Raw genomic sequence first — 17,185 nt, 5'->3', positions numbered from 1 at the left:
GACAATTTCATGGACTTTTTGTTTTTTGAAATCTTCACTAAAATAACGTCTTGACTTTAACTTAAATTGTGACCGTCTATTTTTCATAAGTTTCAGTTTTTGAATTGTTTTAAAAATCGTTCAAAAACGGTCAACCTATTTCAGGACGGCACAAGTTTATAGTTGAGGTGCTGTCCGGTTTCCGGTTTCCGATTTTCCACCCTGTTACCCTGTTACCATGTCACCATGCCACCCTTCCCCTTTCCGGTTCCGCTGTGCGGAATTCCGCTACGCTTCAATTCCGGTCTTCGGTCTCCGATTACCGGTTCCGCTGTGCGGAATTCCGCTACGCTTCATCTCCGTCTCACTGCTCACTGGCAACCGTTTTATAAAATAGCTCTTTTATGTGTATATAATTTGTTTTTTAATGGCCACATGGAACTCGTCCCGAAGCCTCGGGACTCGTTTCATATCTTCATTTATCCACGGTGCCCCCACCATTTTTATTTTGTTCTCTTTATTTATTAAAAGGGAACTGTTCATAATCCAGTTTGGGAGGCTATTGTTGATAAAAAACTGATGATCGGGGTCGATGATGATGTAATACCTTTCATTGATGGTCTCTCCCAATGACCTGACTTTACGCAGAAAGCTATTATACTCTTCTGTTTGAATAACAAAGAGAACCGTATGCCCGGGAACTTCATCCATCTCCTCCATTTTTTGATGCCACTCCACAAATTTGGGGTAGCAGGGGTTGCAACCATCCTGCATATACACCACCGACAGATGACTGTATTTCTCACGCAACTGTTGCATTGTGATGAGCGAATCGTGGTGTTGTATGGTTTCGAACATATCAATTTTGAGGGTTGTGTTTAGTGCTTCTCTTAGCTCCTGCTCGGTTTGGGAAGGTTGGGAGCAGGAGGTTAGCAAGATTATTAGTATATATGGGAATAGGTGCTGTTTCATTGATATTTTGGGTTGTTTGATGATTTTTAAAAAGTAAAATATTTATGGACTAATGAGTGCACGAGTTGCAAACTCGCGCTAACGGGGAAAGTTAATCCGCCCTCGATTGGACATAAATAGGATAAGTGTTTCAACAACAAGCACTTTCCTCCATTGATTGATATTAGGTAGCTTTTCTAACATGCTGTTTATTAGTTCTTTGTAAGATTTTCTGATCCCTGATAGTCATAACTTTTTTATAGATTGGAGAATCTATTAAGTTGCAGATTATCAGGATCATAACCAATTGCTTTAACTATTTATTTTGCTGAATATCAATGTTTTATGTCATAATTTAACGAACTATTGTGGTTGTATAAACTAACTTAATTAATGTAATGCTAAACTTTTGCAAGATATCAAGTTCACCGAGTTAAAATCAAGACCTTTGGATGTCGTTCAAGATAAAATCTCTGACAAATCAATGTATCCCAATAAATGCTCCCTGTCATCAAAATAGATAATAATCCGTTGATTTTGTTCATCAATAATAAAATTTGAGAACTCATTTGCTGTTTCTAAGGTTTTAAGATATTCTCCCTCTGTATTAAAAATGAGAAAACGGGAAGGAGCCATGTAGTTTTTTGCTTTATTACTATTTTGAACAAATCTTTCAGCCCCCAAATATGAAGCAATGATGTATTTCTTGTAAAAATCAACACCCATGAAGTAGTTCTTTCTTGAATTCGACTTATTAATATCACTCCCCTTGATTTGTGAAATGAGTTTTCCATTTAAGTCACATAAAATCATAAGATCTTCATTTATATAGCATGTAACATAGACTCCCTCATTTAATGAAAGAGCAAAATATCCATAGGTATTTCTGCCAGTTAAATTTAAATTTTCATAGCCATATTTGGTAATATTATTGTTATTAAAATCAAGAATTGCAGTACGCATTTCAGCCTCGCTGGGACTTAAAGGAATAACGGCATTCCCAATTATCGTACTATCATCAATGAAGGCTCCTTCGTTTAAAAAGAAATCAGGGTTAAGTTCAATTGTTTTCGAAGGTCGAAAGTTTTTGTTGTTTAGAATGCTATCTAAAGGGAACTTCCATCGTACATGATTTGCATAATCATTAACCCAGATAGTTGAGTTCATGTGGTCTATGATATTAGTTCCAATACGTGTTATTTCACCTGGGCCTCTCCCTATAGTACCGGTACTCAATATGTGCTTAAAATTGTTTATATCTAAAAAATGAATTGCTTCAGGATTCTTTGGAGCTGCTTCATTTATAACTAAAAAGCTGTCTATTATATAGAAATGACCGAATGAAAAAAACAAATTAGATTTTATATCAATAATTTTATCTCCAACATAAACAACTGTTTCAGCTTTCTCTTGGAATGTTGGGGATTTGATGTTACAACTGAAAAAAAAGATAGCGCATAATCCTATAATAATTTGATGTTTATGAAGTCGCATAGTTTATTTAGTTAAATGATTAATAATATTGCATAGAGAAGACTTAAAAAAGCCTTCTCTATGTATTCCTAATTCCAATAGCTATATGCTTCTTCATTATTTCTTAATCCATAACAATAGCACCATCCTGGAGTAATGAAGCATCCATTTGGACACTCAGGATTAATTTCACCCCAAGCCTGTGCCATCACCGCAATTGCATCCAACGACACATCCCCGGCACTATTACCCTGTAAAACATTCATATTAAACACAGTCGCCACTGCGAAAAAAACTGTTGCTATTGCGAAAATTATTTTCTTTTTCATGATTATAAAAATAAATTGTTTAAAGATTAGCTGCTTTTCAAACAGCTTTCTGAATTAAAACTTTTAATAGAAATGCATCACTGCCTTGCAGGTACAATTTTCGAAACCACATGTAAAAAAATACTGTGTGTTCTAAATCCATTATCTTTACGTCATCATTCAATCCTCCTTTCTTTTAAGTTTGGAGGGAGTCGGAAGAGGAAGCGGGTGCGGGGTAGCACTGAGGGCTTCCTCTTCTTTTTCCCAGTTGGGTACACGGAGAACACGGTGGAGGCACGGAGTTTCACGGAGATTTATAATTTTCTCTGTGTTGCTCTGTGCATTCTCAGTGTATCTCTGTGTTATCCTTTTTGGTTACATGGAGTTTTAAATTATCTCTGTATTACCGTTTTTGTTACACGGAGAACATGGTGGAGGCACGGAGTTTCACGGAGATTTATAATTTTCTCTGTGTTGCTCTGTGCATTCTCAGTGTATCTCTGTGTTATCCTTTTTTGGTTACACGGAGATCACAGTGGAGACAGGGAGTTTCACTGAGTTTTATCTTATAATTTACTCCGTGTTTCTCTGTGCATTCTCCGTGACACTCTGTGTAACTAAATTCTTCATTTCATTCATAATCTCTCTCGTCGCCGAGGACTCAACTTTAATCAGGCTGTTGAGGATTTCTTCGGCGGTTTGTTGTGCTTTATGGTGTTGGCCGCTATCGTTATAGAGTTTGGCCAGTAAATATTTAGGTAATAGTAATGACGGAATCATGTTGGCGCTTTTGGTGAATGCCGCTTCGGCTTCGGGGTAATTGCCCAGGGTTTTGTGGTTGTCGCCAAGGGTGTTTTGGATGATTTGGCTGCTGAAACGTTGCTGGGCCATTGCCAGTATTTCGTTGCTTTTTTGGTACTGTTCATTCATGCTGAGAGCTTTGCCGTACATTTGCAGGAAGAGGCCGTTGGTTTTTAAAACAGGGAAAGCTTCTGCGTAGGCTTCGGCTGCTATGTTGTAGCTTCTCATACTATAAAAGCGGTCGGCCTCGTGCCATGTTTTCATGGCTTGGTAATGATTTTGTCGTTGTGGTATGAAATGGATAGCGGCCGCTATTAAGACTACGGTAACGGGGAGGGTCAGAAATATGACTTTTTTGCCTGTTATTTTAAACAAAGGACTATTTGTTCCGGCCAACAACGCCACAAGAACAACCAGTTGCAGGATGAATGTGCTGATGTCGAATGGATACGAGAACAGGCTGAAGGTTAGCAATGATATTAACGCACCTTTTATTCCGGTTATGAGTTTTGGGTTGATGGTTTTGAGTTGATGGTTTTTTGATGGTTGGGGGGGGTGAGTTGGGGGTTTATAGTTTATAGTTGATGGTTTCGGAGCGAAGCGTAGTCCCGAGAATCGGGAAGAGTTTGAGGTTTGAAGTTCAAAGTTTGAGGTTTTATGTTCAAGGTTTCCATCCTTCGCTGAAGCTTCGGAGGATGAAATGGTTCTATGTGTTAGATTGTGGGCTTGCAGTTCCCCCTTCAGGGGGTGAGGGGGTGAGGGATGGGTTGAGCTTTTATGATCAGAGTTTATGGTTGATAGTTTATGGTTGGGGGTTATGTTTTTGAAAAATATGAAGTAAAGAATTCCTCCGGCCAATAGCATTGCAATTAGTCCTTTTTCGAGCCAGAGTTTAAGTGGTTCGTTAAAGGGTGCTTCGGGGGAGCCGGCGACCATGGCCTGGGCTTCGGTGCCTTTGCCGGATGCGAACCAGTTGGCCTGTTCGTTCATGTATAGGGCATTGAAAGCACCAGTGCCGTGACCTGTTAAGGGGTTTTCTTTTATTAGTTGGATGGTAACCTGCCACATGAGCATACGGCCGTCGGCGGAGCCTTTTTTCATTGCATATAGGCCAAAACCTACTGTGGCTAAGGGTAGCAGAATGGCGGTTAATAGCATAATGCGTATGGGTTTTCTTAATGAAAAAAACCTGTTTCTCAGATTCTCATTAAAAGCTATTAGTGCGGGATGTCCGGTAAGTACAAAAAATCCGCCTGCAATACCAGCGATCCATGCTGCCCGAGACTGTGCCGGAGGGAGTACCAGCAATATTGCAATCAGAGTTATCCATGCCAATGCCAGTATTAGATATTTGCCAATTGTATTATAAGGTATGGTGACATTGAACCACTTTAAATATATACCTCTGTGTTCCTCCGTGCTATATCCGTGATTCTCAGTGTTACTGTCCAAGTAACAAATAACTCCCAAAGCCAACGGCAATCCGCTAACAACAAAACCTGAAAACGGCCCGGGATTGTGAAAAGTTCCTGTTATTCTAAACAATCCATGATACGACCTCTCCAAACCATACAATTGCATCAGCCCTAAACCGGATTGCAGCAAAACAACAACCATCCACACCACGACTACGCCCCATACAAACAGAGGATTTTCGGATGATTGTCTGACAAACATGTAAACCAATCCCCATAACAAAAGGTTAAATATTATTAAGCCAATTGGAGCATAAGTATTGACGTTGTATAGTTCATTTATAACATACCATATTGCAAAAATCACTACCAGCAAATCTGTTTTTGTGAATTTTATCTCTTTCTGAGATAATAATGCAACAACAAACAGAGCGCCTGCAATTAGAGATATAACTTCGAGACCGTATTGTTTGGAAATAATCAGCGTATTGAAAAAACCCTGAGTTGCCAAAAATGAAGTAGATAGCATGGCAGCGATCAGGAGTAGCTGGAGCGTAATTTGCGTATGTTTGAGACCTTCTTTCATTTGGGATTAGGGTTGTTCTCAATATTTAAAAGTACGAAATACTAATGCAAATATGATAAATTATGTATTAATATCCAAATTTGGGGGGTGTTCTTTGTTAATGTTTATTAATGTTTGTTAACGATAGAGGTTTTAAGTTTGAGGTTTAATGTTATAAGTTTTAAGTTCAAAGTTTAATGTTGATAGTTTATAGTTGAGTTTTTTCATTGATGTATTGTGTTGATGATGTTTTGTGGGTCTATAAGAAGTTTAAGGACTAATAAAGTCGCAGGACAGGCCTAATATTAAATAAACGATATGCTATATACGGATAACTTCATGCTATTGGTTTATTAGTTCAACAGTAAATCTTGCAAACCTCAGATAATCCGGGTCGAATTCTGGGTGGTTTTCGTGTAAACCGAAAAACAGCCCGTCTTTTGTTATGAAATTTGAATATGGATCATAATGTTGAAACGGCATGGTTGTTTCTCCAATGATGTTAAATTCAGAATCTATTATTATTACAGAAAAAACAGGAGGTGTAGCAATCAAAGAAAAGTAATAACTATCATCGTTATTCGCTGACACCTCAAACCCTGGGTAGAATATTCGATAGAAAACATCATTCCAAGGATCATATTTAATTGATAAGTATCTAGGTCTTTTAATCTGATGATATAAACTATTCCTATCAGAAATATTGTTAACACTAACTCTGTTAAAGCTGCTAAAATTCTGTTTATTAGTAACCCCTTTAGTTTTATCAAAAAGATAGATTTCATCGAGAACACTAAATGAATATATTAAACAATTATCTTTAATCGCCATCGTAGGATTGTGAGATAAGCTTGTGTAATTTGAAGGAAATTCAGGATATTTCATTTCCGCTTCATTCATACTATTGTCTTTGATGTTGTAATATAGGCCAATAGGCGTGTTTTTAAAATCATCACTTTTAAGATCAAATTGAAAGCTCAAGAAAAATATATTATCATTAATTCTTACCGCACTATTCCTGCTCCCACGTGATGGGGCAAAAATGAGGTATGGTTGGTTAGTGTGTTGCGAGTTCCATTCGATAAAATCCAATTTTTGGAGGATTTTACCGTAGGTGTCTGCCAATATAACTGAAGTTTGCGATGTTAAGACAACAGAGTCCATATTTATTACATGGAAGCCCGTATAAGTTGCAATTCCCTCGGGGCCATACTGCTGATAGTAAGTTGATTTTTGCAAACTCAAACTTTCTAAACAGAAAAAATGTATTTGGTTATTACTACCATATGCAAGTATGTTTTTAGAACTGTCTTCTTCAAGAACCTGAATGAATTTGCTTTGCGAGTGGAAATTGGGAGGAATCTTAATTGAAAGAAGGGAGTCCTGCTTTGATAGTTTTTGACTTGACTCAATAAATATAGCTTTATTGTTGCATGACATAATGGAGAGAAATGTCATGATTAGTACGTAAAATTTATATGTATTTGTGATCATAAATTATGGTCGATTAAATGTTAAAACAGTAATCATGGAGTTTTTCCACTATAAAGGGTAGCCGGTCTGTTATGGTTTATGTCAGACCGGCTGCTAAAACTATGATGTTATATTAAAACTATTAGCACCCAGAGCATGCTGGCCAATCAGGATCTTCACTAAGAGTCGGCCAACATTCACCATCCCAAATGACACATCTCCTGTTACTCGACTTGTTACTTGACTCATCGCCCTGCGCCTGTGCCATCACAGCAATAGAATCCAGAGAAACATCCCCGGCATTATGACCCGGTAAAACATTCATATTTAACACAGTTGCCACTGCGAAAAAACCTGTCGCTATTGCAAAAATTAACTTTTTCTTCATTTTTGTAAAAATAAATTGTTTAAAGATTAGCTGCTTTAAAACAGCTTATTGAATTAAAACTTTTAATTGAAATGCATCACTGCCTTGAAGGTACATTTTTTGTAACCGAATAAATCGGCTACCGAAATATGTTTTAAAACTTTATCTTTGTCACTTAACCTCCTTTCTTTTAAGTTTGGAGGGAGTCGGAAGAGGAAGCATGGGCGTAGGAGCACAGGGGCTTCCTCTTCTTTTTCTCAGTTGGGTACACGGAGAACACGGTGGAGGCACGGAGTTTTATAATTTTCTCTGTGTTGCTCTGTGCATTCTCAGTGTATCTCTGTGTTATCTTTTTTGGTTACACGGAGTTTTAAATTATCTCTGTATTACCGTTTTTGTTACACGGAGAACACGGTGGAGGCACGGAGTTTCACGGAGATTTATAATTTTCTCTGTGTTGCTCTGTGCATTCTCAGTGTATCTCAGTGTTATCTTTTTTGGTTACATGGAGTTTTAAATTATCTCTGTATTACCGTTTTTGTTACACGGCGAACACGGTGGAGGCACGGAGTTTCACGGAGATTTATAATTTTCTCTGTGTTGCTCTGTGCATTCTCAGTGTATCTCTGTGTTATCCTTTTTTGGTTACACGGAGATCACAGTGGAGACACGGAGTTTCACTGAGTTTTATCTTATAATTTACTCCGTGTTTCTCTGTGTATTCTCAGTGACACTCTGTGTTACCAAATTCTTCATTTCATTCATAATCTCTCTAGTCGCCGAGGACTCAACTTTGACCGGGCTGTTGAGGATTTCTTCGGCGGTTTTTTTTGCTTTATGGTGTTGGCCGCTTTCCAAGTAGAGTTTGGCCAGTAAATATTTAGGTAATAGTAATGACGGAATCATGTTGGCGCTTTTGGTATATGCAGCTTCGGCTTCGGGGTAATTGCCCAGGGCTTTATGGTTGTCGCCCAGGGTATTTTGTATGATTTGGCTGCTGTTTGCATCAGTTCCAATCCGGCATACGATGGCGACACTCCATACAAACAGAAGATTTCCGGATAATTGTCTGACAAACATGTAAACCCATCCCCATAGAAAAAGGTTAAATATCATTAAGCAAATTGGAGCATAATTATTGACGTTGTATAGTTCATTTATAACATACCATACAGCAAAAAGCACTACCAGCAAATCTGTTTTTGTGAATTTTATCTCTTTCTGAGATAATAAAGCAACAACAAACAGAGCGCCTGCAATTAGAGATATAACTTCGAGACCATATTGTTTAGCTGTAACCAAATCGTTGAAGAAACCCCTTGTTGCCAAAAAAGAAGTAGATAGCATGGCAGCAATCAGAAGCAGGGATAGTATTGTTTGCGTATGTTTGAGACCTTCTTTCATTTGGGATTAGGGTTGTTCTCAATACTTAGTTATACGATTCACTAATGCAAATATGTTAATAATCGTTTTTATATGCAAACTACAAAAAAGAGGAGGAGCTTAATTATTGTTAAAATGTGTTTGTTTAATGCTTATTGTCAAATGTATATCTTTCTTACTTTATAAGCATAAACTAAAAATACCTAACCTCTTTACCTTATACCATAAATTAAACACCTGCGAACCCATCCCACCTGTGTATTTTTCTTGAATATGGAATCCTCTCAACTGATTTAATCACTTATTGTTTATAAACCTTGTAATCAATTTATGACAATTAGATTAATATTACATAAATTGCAAGTGATTTTAGAATAGATGGGAAAATGTTTTTTTTTATAACTGCACTTAGTCCATTTTATATCACTTTAATATGGGCGATTTTACTTCTTCTAAAAGGACGAAAGAATAATCCTCCGGCACTTGTTTTGTCGGTGTTTATGTTTTTTTCTGCTTTGCTTTTTTTTACTCATGCTTCTTATTTTCTTGGTTATAAGGAGTTTTATATTGCATTGGACTCGTTGTATCTTTTTACTTCTTTGTCTGTTTACCCCCTTTATTATTGTTACGTTAGGATGTTAACACGAGATGTTAAGATCAATTATCGCAATATTTGGCATTTTGCGCCAGCTGCTGTTTTGGCCACTATTCTTTCAGTATTAATGTACTTTTCTTCACAGGAAGATAAAATGGTCTATTACCGTGAAGTATTGATTTATCAAAATCGTGAAACAATTTTTATGGGTGGTAATGTTTCCCTTATGGCTGTTGTTTTTTTTATCAGCCGTATTGTATTTGCCTTTCAGGTAATCTTATATTTGGTTTCAGGATATAGATTGGCGAGTCAGTATGATGACCGTTTATTACAATTTTACAGCAATCTGCAAAACCGACAACTGATATGGGTGAGGTTATTGAGCCTGGTTTTTTTATTCACATCCATCACCAGCTCAACAGTGAATGTGATTGGTCGTGGTTTCTTCCTGGATCATCCTGAAATGCTAATTATTCCTTCCGGCTTGTTTTCTGTTTTGTTGTTTTTAATTGGCTACCAGGGAAGTATTCAGCAATTTACGGTAAAGGATGTGGTGGAGGAGTCTGAGGAGACCGATTCTCTTCCGCAATTGACCACAACGCGTGAGTTACTAAAGGATATGATTCTTGATTTGATGGCTAAAGAGGAGTTGTTTCGCATGCCTGATTTGCGAATCACATTGCTTTGCAAAAAACTCAATACCAACCGCACCTATATCTCCGGAATCATCAACGAAGAGTTTGGAGAGAGTTTTAATGGCTTTATCAACCGATACAGGGTTGAATATGCAAAGAAACTGATGAAAGACAACCCAGCTTGTGATTATTCTCTGGATTATCTTGCATCAGAATCGGGTTTTGGCTCAGCCAGTTCTTTTATCCGGGCATTTAAACAAATTGAAGACATCACACCCGGAAAGTTTTTGAAGGGTTAAACTCTATTGGTCTCTTGTTTACCTTAATTTTGCTCCCAGCTCTCTTTCAAACGCCATGGTTAGTTTCTGCATAGTTTTATCAATCTGTTTGTCTGTAAGAGTTTTTGATGTGTCTTCCAGCACAAAGGTCACTGCGTAGGATTTTTTTCCTGCGCCAATTTTTTCACCTTCGTACACATCGAACAAGGAGATTCTCTTAAGCAGGTTTTTCTCTGTTTTTCGGGCTGTTTGTTCAATGGCAGCATATTGCACAGATTCATCAAGTAACAGAGCAAGGTCTCTTTTCACTTCAGGGAATCTGGACAATTCTGAGTATGTAATTTGCTGACGAGCGGATGCTTTCACCAGATTATCCCAGTTGAATTCTGCGAAAAACACAGCTTCATCAATATCAAACTCCTTCAGTAGTTTGGTTTTAACCATGCCGATGGTTAAAAGCACCGAATTTTCAATTTTATATTCCAGTCCGTCAGAAAGCAGTTCGGGAGTTATGCCTGAAACCTGACACATTTCTGGTGAAATACCCATCTTTAACAGTACATTTTCTGAATGTGCTTTAATGTCGGCAAAGGATGCTTTTTTTGCAGGTGAATACCAGTTGGCAGATGCCACATGTCCGGTCATGAACAACGCGAGGCGTTGTTCTTCAATGTAACTTTCCTGAACAGTAACATCACTGTTTTCTTTCAAAAAATAGCAGTTTCCAAGTTCAAACAGCTTTAAATCCGGATGTTGGCGATTTCGATTGTGACGAATGGTCTCCAATCCACCAAAAAGTAACGTTTGGCGCATGCCGTTTAAATCACTGCTTAACGGGTTGGCCAGAATAACAGTTCGTGATGCAGAAAACTCTGTGCAATCATCGTAATAGGCCGATTTTGTTAAGGAGTTGCACATGATTTCCTGAAATCCGCTTCCGGCCAATTGTGCGGATATTTCGTTCCGTAACTGATGATGGTTGGGCTGTGGCGAATAAACAATGGTGGAGTTTACCGTTGTGGGTGCTTCAACATTGTTGAAGCCGTAGACCCGAAGAATCTCTTCAATCACGTCGGCCTCACGTTGCACATCAACCCTGTATGGCGGAACTGCCAAGCTTAATCCGGTTTCGGTTTCATTGGTGATTTTGATGTCGAGGGATGTCAGAATTTTTTTCACCAAGGCCTGGTCAATGACTTTCCCTATCAAACGGGTGATGTTTTTCCAACTCACATCTACTTTAAAATCAGCCACCGGGTTTGGATAAACATCCACAACCTCGGACGATACTTCACCACCTGCAATCTCTTTTATTAAAAGTGCAGCTCGTTTTAATGCATAAACTGTAATGTTTGGGTCGGAGCCTCTTTCAAATCTGAATGATGCATCGGTGAAAAGAAGGTGACGTCGTGATGTTTGACGAATATATACCGGGTTAAAGCAGGCACTTTCCAGAAATATGCGTGTGGTTTTTTCGGTAACCCCGCTTTTAATGCCTCCAAAAACTCCGGCAATACACATGCCTTCGGTTTCGTTGCATATCATCAGGTCTTTTTCGTGCAGTGTTCTCTCTTTTTCGTCGAGGGTGATGAATTTTGTGCCTGCCGGCATGGTTTTAACAATCACATGGTCGCCTGAAATCTGGTCTCCGTCGAATGCATGCAGAGGTTGGCCACATTCATGCAAAACAAAGTTGGTGATGTCAACAATGTTATTGATGGGCGTCATGCCAATGCTCAGGAGTCTGTTTTTAAGCCAGTCGGGCGATTCAGTAACTTTCACCCCGGAAATGGTCACGCCACTGTATCGCGGACACGCCTCAGCATCTTCAACGGTAATTTTTACCGGATAATTGTTATTATCGGTTTTGAAATCGTCAACCGATGGTTTTGTTACTTTAATATTAGAGTCGGTCAGTTGAAGCGATGCCGCCAAATCTCTTGCTACGCCAATGTGGGAGGCTCCATCAATGCGGTTTGGTGTCAAATCAACTTCAAATATGGTGTCCGATTCAATTTTGAAATATTCAGCAGCGGGCGTTCCAACTTTTGTTTCGGGGTTCAGTACCATAATTCCATCGTGACTGGTTCCCAGTCCGATTTCATCTTCGGCACAAATCATCCCTTCTGATGCTTCTCCGCGTATTTTTGTTTTCTTAATAACGAACGATTCATCTCCACTGTAAAGAGTTGTTCCGGTTGTAGCTACCACCACTTTTTGTCCGGCAGCAACATTGGGTGCTCCGCAAACAATGGGCAATGGCTCACCTGTTCCCACATCTACCGTGGTTACACTAAGCTTGTCAGCGTTTGGGTGTCTTTGGCATGAAAGAACTTCTCCAACAACCAGTCCTTTTAAACCTCCTTTAACGGTTTCTTTTTCTTCAATACTGCCAACTTCAAGTCCCAAAGCAGTTAATGCAGCAGCAATTTCAGAGGGTGATTTATCGGTATTGATGTAGTTTTTTAGCCAGTTATATGAAATATCCATGCCAGTAGCGGTTATCTGTTAATTAAATAATTGCAATTTTTTGTGAATTCTTTAAGAATTCACAAAAATAGCATTTTACTTTTATGGAGCGAAAAATTATTCCGTTTGTTTTGAAACGTACCCGAGCGCATTGGCAATTAATTTTCGGTATTGGGGGTGATGAAACAGATCCGGACCATGTCCGGGCATGATATATACATTGGTAGATTGGTTGAAGCGGTTGATCCATCCTATGGTCGAAACGGAGTGAGGGTGGTCTGTTTGCAGAATAGGGACTACGTCATTAAAAATGAAGATATTGTCGTAACCTTCTTCCATAATTGTGAAATGATTCATTCCGTAGGTTACCGGATGATTTTCATCTATTATTTCAATTTTGAGTTCGATGTTGTGTTTGTAAGTTGAGTAACGCTCAGCGGGATAGGTAAATCTGTCGTGGAAGTATTTTCCCCCGATGATTCGGGGGAAAATATCCCATTCCTGATAGCTAACAAGGGAATGGTGCAGGAACACCATTCCTGTACCTTTTTCTGTCAGCTTAATAAATGCCTCCTTTTGTTCATCAGTGATATCTTGCCACATATCATAAAACAAAATGGCCTGATACTTTTGGATGGAATCGGATAAAAGAGCCTGATTGGCTCTTGGCTGGCTGATGGTATCTATTGAATAACCTGTGATTGAGAAAATCATATCAAAAAAGGCGCTGCCATCAAACCTCTCAGGGTTTGATGTGATTACGAGTACTTTAGGATCGTTGTTGGCAATATTATGGTGACATGAATTCAAAGTACCCAACAAAATCAGAAACATAAGGATTTTAAATGGTTGCATTGTTCTGAATGTTTTATCCGCAATTTATTGATTTTTCAAATAGAGATCAATAAATAGTCATTGTTGTTTCTTCCTTTAATGCTATCTTTGATTTCTTAAACAAGCAAACATGGAAAAAAATAGCACCAACCACAGGCCTTTGATATTAGTGACCAATGATGACGGGGTGGAAGCGCGTGGATTAAAGGCTTTAATTGAGGTGGTTCGGCCGTTTGGAGATCTTTTGGTTGTGGCATCTGATCAGCCTATGTCTGGTATGTCACACGCCATTACAGTGAAATATCCTTTATATCTAACAAAAGTAACAGATGAACCCGGACTGGAGATATACAAAACAAACGGAACTCCCGCCGATTGTATAAAACTAGCGATGAATTCTCTTTTGGAGAAAAAGCCGGATTTTGTTGTATCGGGGATTAATCACGGAACCAACAGTTCCGTGAGCATGCATTATTCAGGCACCATTGGAGGAGCCAGAGAGGGTGCTTTACACGGAATACCTGCCATAGGATTTTCTCTGCTAGATCATCATCCTGAAGCCGATTTTTCAAATGCCATCCACTATTGTCGTGAAATCTTCAGTTTTGTGCTTAGCAATGGCATGGAACAGGGTATTTGCTATAATGTTAACGTCCCCAAAGGAAAAAGTATAAATGGTATTAAAGTTTGTCGCCAGGCCAAAGGTGTTTGGGTTGAAGAGTTCGATAAACGAATCGATCCCAGGGGGCGAACCTATTATTGGCTGACCGGACATTTCCGGAATAATGAACCCGAATCTACCGATACCGATGAATGGGCGCTTAATAACGGTTACGTATCGGTGGTACCTTGTACCATTGATTCCACACACCAACCATCGTTGGAGCATTTGAAAAGTGCGGGTCTCGACAGGGTTGCTTCTCATCAGATTGTTTGATAATAAATTCCACAGATGAAACGAATCATGAGAACCAATTCTCACACAGGAGAATCGAAGATCGGCCTAGCCAATGGCTATTATGGCGAGTTCCATGTGATTATTGAAAAGCAAATTATTAACAGATGAATAAGAATTGGAAAAACAATCAAATTACAGGTTTAATTATTGGATTCATAGTCCCTTTGATAGCCTCCTGGCTCATTTATCAATTCAGGTATACCGGTGCGGGAACCTATATTGAATTCCTTTCGAAACTCAATGAATGGGACAGTTTGGGAAAGTTGTTGAGTTTAAGTGTAATTCCCAATTTGCTGTTCTTTTTTATCGGGTTGAAAATGGAGTGGATGAAAAGTGCAAGGGGAGTTTTAACGGCTACCATGATATACGGTGTTGTGGCTTTGATTATTTTTATGGCTCAGTAAAATAGTTGTTTAGGTGAAGTACTATATAATAGCCGGCGAAGCATCCGGCGATTTACATGCATCAAACCTGATGCGCCAGATTAAAAAAAACGATAATATGGCGCATTTTCGGTATTGGGGAGGCGATTTAATGGCTGCCGAAGGCGGACAATTGGTGGCTCATTACAGAGATACCGCCTACATGGGTGTTTTTGAAGTGGTAAAGAATCTGTTCAATATATTCAGGAATTTTAGAAAATGCGAAAAGGACATTCTTAACTATCAACCCGACGTTGTAATTTTGGTTGATTATCCTGGTTTCAACCTGCGAATGGCCAAATTTATTAAAAGAAGCGGGTTTAAGGTGTTTTACTACATTGCACCAAAGGTTTGGGCGTGGAACAGGAGTCGTGTAAAGAAAATCAGGAAATATGTTGATAGAGTTTACTCTATTTTACCTTTTGAAAGCGATTTTTTTGCCAAATATGGCATAAATGCCATATATTCAGGGAATCCTTTATTGGATTCCATCGATCAGCGCAAACATAAAATCGAGACGGGCGAAGAGTTTCGCCACCGTAACGGGTTGACTAATAAACCCATCATCGCCATGCTTGCCGGCAGCCGCAAAGAAGAAGTTCACCGTCTGCTGCCTGAAATGGTGAAAATGATGCCTCATTTTCCCGATTTTCAGTTTGTTATAGCCGGTGCACCATCATTCACTATGAGTCATTACGAGCCATATCTTCAAAATGTGAAGGAGGCCAGGGTTTTGTTTGATGAAACATACAGTTTGTTGCAGCATGCACATGCCGCCATGGTGACCTCCGGCACCGCAACGCTCGAAGCAGCTTTGCTCAATTGTCCGCAAGTGGTATGTTATAAAATGTGGGGCGGAGCTTTTACTGATTTTATGTCGAAACGTGTGATTATAAAAGTTCCATACATCTCTTTGGTGAATCTAATCATGCAGCGGGAAGTGATTAAAGAACTCTTTCAGAGTACTTTTTCTACCGAGGCATTGCTTGATGAATTGAAAAAGTTATGTTACGATGAATCTCATCGTAACAAAGTGTTTAAAGGTTACGAAGAGCTTAGTTTTATCATGGGTGGGCCTGGCAGCAGTGAACGTACTGCAAGATTAATGGCGGATGCTTTAAGTGAATAATTAAAGACCGTATTTTGGTTAAAATTGGTTGTTTTTGAAAATTGTTTAATTTGCGCAATTTAAAGAGGGGTAAAGTGTTTTATCTAAATACCTTTATTATAACAGTCGACATTTGTTTTATTTGGCAGAATGTCAGTCGATTGTGGTTTTGTGTTCCTTGGGGACTGTTTAAATTTATATCGAATTGATTTAAAAGATCTTTAGATAAAAGATTTTTAGACTGATAGACAGACAAAACAGAAAACCAGTTGTGTTTAACCATCTTTCTGAACTATTCTATCTGTCTAATATCTAGAGGTCTATAATCTATATAATCCTTAGAACCTAAATTTAAACAGTTGCTAGTGATTTTATAATAATACATTTATCTATATATAGTAGTCTAACATCTAACAATCTAATATTTTTTATGCTGGCACTTTGGAAAAAAGAAGTCATGTCGTTTTTCAGCTCACTTACGGGCTATTTGGTAGCAGGCGTATTCCTGTTAATGACAGCACTGTTTTTGTGGGTCATTCCCGGAAACCTGAATATTCCCTTCGGAGGTTATGCTACCCTGGATTCTCTGTTCTGGATTGCACCCTGGTTGTATCTGTTTCTTGTTCCGGCAGTCACTATGCGGTTGCTGGCCGATGAGAAAAAATCAGGCACCATTGAGTTGCTCATGACCAATCCTTTAACCGATTGGCACATTGTGTTGGGTAAATATCTGGCCGGGGTGACTCTGGTGGTCATATCTCTGATACCCACTTTGGTCTATTTTATCTCCGTTCATTACCTCGCTCAGCCGGTGGGGCACATTGACCACGGAGCCATTTGGGGGTCATATATCGGGCTGGTGCTTCTTGCCGCCGTCTATGCATCTATTGGGTTATTTGCTTCGGCTCTTACAGAAAATCAGATTGTATCCTTTGTCATAGCCGTGGTCATCTGTTTTTTCTTCTATAGTGGTATTCAGTCCATGGCAGTTTTACCGTTTTTTCGTCCCATTGGTGGTTTTTTGGTTCAGTTAGGAATTGATGAGCATTATCAATCAATCAGTCGCGGGGTTGTTGATTCGCGAGATTTGGTATATTTTGCCGGTATTATAACTTTCTTTTTAGTGTTAACAAAAACCGTTTTGGGAAGCCGTAAGTGGTAAATTTTTAAA

13 protein-coding genes are annotated in these 17,185 nt (G+C 38.9%); 5 read left to right on the top strand and 8 right to left on the bottom strand.

All coding sequences use genetic code 11. The features are described from left to right. Positions 1-381: 381 nt before the first annotated feature. The 6 genes from EV194_RS12320 to EV194_RS12295 form a co-directional block, all read right to left on the bottom strand. Complete coding sequence (locus EV194_RS12320; protein ID WP_132434341.1) at positions 382-951, bottom strand: hypothetical protein; 570 nt, start codon at positions 949-951, stop codon at positions 382-384. 438 nt (positions 952-1,389) lie between these two features. Then, positions 1,390-2,424 carry a hypothetical protein gene (locus tag EV194_RS12315; RefSeq protein ID WP_132434340.1) on the bottom strand — a complete coding sequence of 345 codons (1,035 nt, stop codon included), beginning with the start codon at positions 2,422-2,424 and terminating at the stop codon, positions 1,390-1,392. Between the two features lie 68 nt (positions 2,425-2,492). Then, a complete protein-coding gene (locus tag EV194_RS12310) occupies positions 2,493-2,732 on the bottom strand; it encodes a hypothetical protein (RefSeq protein WP_132434339.1) in 240 nt (79 codons plus the stop codon). A 552-nt stretch (positions 2,733-3,284) separates the two neighbouring features. Further along, a complete protein-coding gene (locus EV194_RS12305; RefSeq protein WP_132434338.1) occupies positions 3,285-5,513 on the bottom strand; it encodes an O-antigen ligase family protein in 2,229 nt (742 codons plus the stop codon). Between the two features lie 321 nt (positions 5,514-5,834). Then, positions 5,835-6,950 (bottom strand): DUF4221 family protein, encoded by a 1,116-nt coding sequence (locus EV194_RS12300; protein ID WP_165921886.1) that lies wholly within the window; start codon positions 6,948-6,950, stop codon positions 5,835-5,837. A 1,081-nt stretch (positions 6,951-8,031) separates the two neighbouring features. Then, positions 8,032-8,736, bottom strand: coding sequence for a tetratricopeptide repeat protein (locus tag EV194_RS12295; protein WP_132434336.1), 705 nt, complete (start codon positions 8,734-8,736; stop codon positions 8,032-8,034). 365 nt (positions 8,737-9,101) lie between these two features. Here EV194_RS12295 and EV194_RS12290 point away from each other — a divergent pair, with 365 nt between their 5' ends. Beyond that, entirely contained in the window at positions 9,102-10,244 is a 1,143-nt protein-coding gene (locus tag EV194_RS12290) for a helix-turn-helix domain-containing protein (RefSeq protein WP_132434335.1), read from the top strand. Positions 10,245-10,262: 18 nt separating this feature from the next. Here the strand turns inward: EV194_RS12290 and pheT are convergent, their stop codons facing one another. Both pheT and EV194_RS12280 read right to left on the bottom strand, forming a co-directional pair. Beyond that, positions 10,263-12,713 carry a phenylalanine--tRNA ligase subunit beta gene (pheT, locus tag EV194_RS12285; protein ID WP_132434334.1) on the bottom strand — a complete coding sequence of 817 codons (2,451 nt, stop codon included), beginning with the start codon at positions 12,711-12,713 and terminating at the stop codon, positions 10,263-10,265. Between the two features lie 96 nt (positions 12,714-12,809). Then, the gene (locus EV194_RS12280) at positions 12,810-13,547 is read right to left on the bottom strand and encodes a ThuA domain-containing protein (RefSeq protein ID WP_132434333.1); all 738 of its coding nucleotides are present in this window, start codon (positions 13,545-13,547) and stop codon (positions 12,810-12,812) included. Between the two features lie 109 nt (positions 13,548-13,656). Here EV194_RS12280 and surE point away from each other — a divergent pair, with 109 nt between their 5' ends. From surE to gldF, 4 genes are all read left to right on the top strand, one after another. After that, complete coding sequence (surE, locus tag EV194_RS12275) at positions 13,657-14,463, top strand: 5'/3'-nucleotidase SurE (protein WP_132434332.1); 807 nt, start codon at positions 13,657-13,659, stop codon at positions 14,461-14,463. A 125-nt stretch (positions 14,464-14,588) separates the two neighbouring features. Then, complete coding sequence (locus EV194_RS12270; protein ID WP_132434331.1) at positions 14,589-14,888, top strand: hypothetical protein; 300 nt, start codon at positions 14,589-14,591, stop codon at positions 14,886-14,888. Positions 14,889-14,901: 13 nt separating this feature from the next. After that, on the top strand, positions 14,902-16,035 hold the full coding sequence (gene lpxB, locus EV194_RS12265) for a lipid-A-disaccharide synthase (protein WP_132434330.1): 1,134 nt from the start codon (positions 14,902-14,904) through the stop codon (positions 16,033-16,035). Positions 16,036-16,444: 409 nt separating this feature from the next. Further along, the gene (gldF, locus tag EV194_RS17125; RefSeq protein WP_243699408.1) at positions 16,445-17,176 is read left to right on the top strand and encodes a gliding motility-associated ABC transporter permease subunit GldF; all 732 of its coding nucleotides are present in this window, start codon (positions 16,445-16,447) and stop codon (positions 17,174-17,176) included. Positions 17,177-17,185: the final 9 nt, after the last annotated feature.

Origin of the sequence: Natronoflexus pectinivorans (assembly GCF_004345615.1) — a bacterium.
Taxonomy (GTDB): domain Bacteria; phylum Bacteroidota; class Bacteroidia; order Bacteroidales; family Marinilabiliaceae; genus Natronoflexus; species Natronoflexus pectinivorans.
Note: the sequence above shows the minus strand (reverse complement) of the source record. Positions and strands in the feature narration are given on the sequence as shown.